Source organism: Photobacterium phosphoreum, assembly GCF_002954725.1.
Classification (GTDB): Bacteria; Pseudomonadota; Gammaproteobacteria; order Enterobacterales; family Vibrionaceae; genus Photobacterium; species Photobacterium phosphoreum.
Map to the genome: position 1 here is coordinate 1,352,975 of NZ_MSCQ01000002.1, position 2,445 is coordinate 1,355,419.

3 protein-coding genes and 1 pseudogene are annotated in these 2,445 nt (G+C 37.9%); all 4 read left to right on the plus strand.

Annotated features, from left to right (window positions below):
• The first annotated feature begins 290 nt into the window (after positions 1 to 290).
• A pseudogene (dhiT, locus tag BTO21_RS17885) lies at positions 291 to 562 on the plus strand (type II toxin-antitoxin system toxin DhiT).
• The gene (gene dhiA, locus BTO21_RS17890; protein ID WP_045032847.1) at positions 556 to 1,080 is read left to right on the plus strand and encodes a type II toxin-antitoxin system antitoxin DhiA; all 525 of its coding nucleotides are present in this window, start codon (positions 556 to 558) and stop codon (positions 1,078 to 1,080) included. The pseudogene dhiT and the gene dhiA overlap by 7 nt, the downstream one beginning before the upstream one ends.
• Before the next feature lie 590 nt (positions 1,081 to 1,670).
• Positions 1,671 to 1,922 carry a type II toxin-antitoxin system Phd/YefM family antitoxin gene (locus tag BTO21_RS17895; protein ID WP_045032846.1) on the plus strand — a complete coding sequence of 84 codons (252 nt, stop codon included), beginning with the start codon at positions 1,671 to 1,673 and terminating at the stop codon, positions 1,920 to 1,922.
• On the plus strand, positions 1,919 to 2,179 hold the full coding sequence (locus tag BTO21_RS17900) for a Txe/YoeB family addiction module toxin (RefSeq protein WP_045032845.1): 261 nt from the start codon (positions 1,919 to 1,921) through the stop codon (positions 2,177 to 2,179). Before BTO21_RS17895 ends, BTO21_RS17900 begins: the two co-directional genes overlap by 4 nt.
• The last annotated feature ends 266 nt before the right edge of the window (positions 2,180 to 2,445 follow it).

Below are 2,445 nucleotides of genomic sequence, written 5' to 3' on the forward strand. Positions count from 1 at the left end.
TAGGGAATCTACTCACCGCGCGTTGAGTTTTTAAAGTAAAGATATGGCTGTCCTATATTCCTATATTCTGTGCTTTACTCTGCCACACAGCGGCTTCGTTCAACAAATGCATCAACACGATTTGCTACATTCGGGCGTTGTCGGTTTGCCTTTAGTTTCAGTGATTAAGGCGTTAAGATTCAGCTAAGCCTGTATCGTAGCAAACGTGTTACGCAGGTGTTACATTTGAAGGTTGTCTCTTTTGGGATACAATGCTATAGTTTAACCAGATTTGATAATTAGAGGTTGCGATGCCAGAGATAGATGCATTGCTTGGGCTTTCATTTTGTTTGTATTTTTTTGATAACAAGCAGCATAAATTACCTCATATTCATGTCAAATATGGTAGCTATGAGCTAATCATAGCAATTGAAACAGGTGAGTGCTTAGAAGGTTATTTGCCAAATAAGCAACGAAAACGAGCAGAAGCTCACATTGAAAATAATCGAGTAAAATTGATGGCAATGTGGAAACAAGCAGTTGCTGGTATTAATCCGGGTAAATTATAGGTGACGTATGTTGAAAGTAATTGATGTTGATTTGGTAGCTGATTTTACACTTGAGCTTACTTTTAGTGACGGTTATACCGGTGAAGCAAACTTAACTGAGTATTTCCAAAAAGAAGCATTTAGCCATGTGGATAATTTTCAAAAGTTTGCATTAACGGCTGACGGCTCTCTTGATTGGAGTGGTGCTGAATTATCTGCTGCAACGTTAAAAGAAATCACGGTTGGTAGTTACACTGAATCTGATTTAACGCCTTTTGACGTTAAAGAAATGGAAATGGTAATCAAGCAGGCTTCATGGGATTCAATGCAAGAAGGTCGAGCTGACATTTTGCAAGCGGCCATTCGTTCTTATGTTGAACAATTTGGTCACAGTGTTGTAATTGAACGCGCAGGGATTAAAAGTAGGACAAGTGCTTATCGTTCATTAAAACCTGAAACGACACCAAGTTTTGGTACTTTAGTTCAATTAGGGCATGCCGTTATTGAGTTAGCTAAAGATAGAGTATCTGCTCATTCTTTGAGTCGCATGTAACAGATAAAAATATGTGTCGCGCAGTCGACACCTATTCAAAGTGTTGGACAAGCCCGAGTAGCTTTATATAAGTAAATATTACGAATGTTATGAAAGGTGACACTGAAAAGAAGTCGAGCGTTATCCTTGGCGTGAACCAATTAATTTAATTCATTGATTTATAATTAGACCCTCTTTAATTATTACGCGTTAAAAAAATATAGGACACCCATAACTTTCCCTTTAGAAAACAGATAATCATTACTCTATTATCAAGGCTGATTATCGTTATTTCCTACAGTGAATGCCCGCTAGGGCGATAGTGAATCTACTCACCGCACGTTGAATTTTTAAAGTAAAGATATGGCTGTCCTATATTCACTTTACTCTGCTGCGCAGCGGCTTCGTTCAACAAATGCATCAACACGATTTGCTACACTCGGCATTCTAGGTTTTCTTTTTGTTTACCGCGTTAAGTAGTAAATTTTGGCTTAATCTGCATGACAGCAAACGTTAACAGCTTCTTTGTTACCTGTGCAGTATATTGTACATTTCAATTTTAATGAGTTAGACTTGTTCAATATTAAGTACAACTCAACAAAGAGGTAATTATGCGTATAGTTTCTTTTACTGAAGCTCGAAATGGCCTTAAATCTGTTCTTGATGGCGTAGTTAATGATGCAGATTGCACAATTATCACTCGTCGAGATTCTGAAGATGCAGTTGTAATGTCTATGGATTATTATAATAGCTTAATGGAAACGATTTATTTATCTCGTTCTCCTGCTAATGCTGCTCATCTAAACAAATCAATTGCTCAATACAATGCCGGTCAAACTACGGAAAGAGATTTACTTGAATGAGTCGAATGTTAGCTTGGACTGACGATGCTTGGGATGATTACTTGTATTGGCAAGGTCAGGATAAGAAAACGCTGAAGCGCATCAATAAATTAATTACTGATACGAAGCGTTCTCCCTTCGAAGGCATTGGTAAACCAGAACCATTGAAAGAAAATTTGGCAGGTTTTTGGTCACGTAGAATTGATGATACCAACCGATTAGTTTATGTAGTTAATGATGCACATTTGACAATAATTTCCTGTCGCTATCATTATTAATTTGAAGCGCAGTTAACAGATAACAAAAGCACAAGACACCCATAACTTTCCTTTTAGAAAACAGATAATCATTATTCTATTGTCAATGCTGATTATCGTCATTCCCTACAGTGAATGTCCGCGAGGGCGATAGGGAATTTACTGTCCGCGTGTTGTAGAGTTTATGTTTTTCCGTAAAATTTAACGTGTTTCGCTGGCGTCCTTAAGGCTCAATCACGCGTTGAGTAGATCACGGATAGCCTCGTTTCTCGACTTCCGAGATGACG

Bases quoted from the DNA above. Each gene is read 5' to 3' on its own strand.
- BTO21_RS17895 (WP_045032846.1), top strand. From the start codon at position 1,671: ATGCGTATAGTTTCTTTTACTGAAGCTCGAAATGGCCTTAAATCTGTT.
- dhiA (WP_045032847.1), top strand. From the start codon at position 556: ATGTTGAAAGTAATTGATGTTGATTTGGTAGCTGATTTTACACTTGAG.
- BTO21_RS17900 (WP_045032845.1), top strand. From the start codon at position 1,919: ATGAGTCGAATGTTAGCTTGGACTGACGATGCTTGGGATGATTACTTG.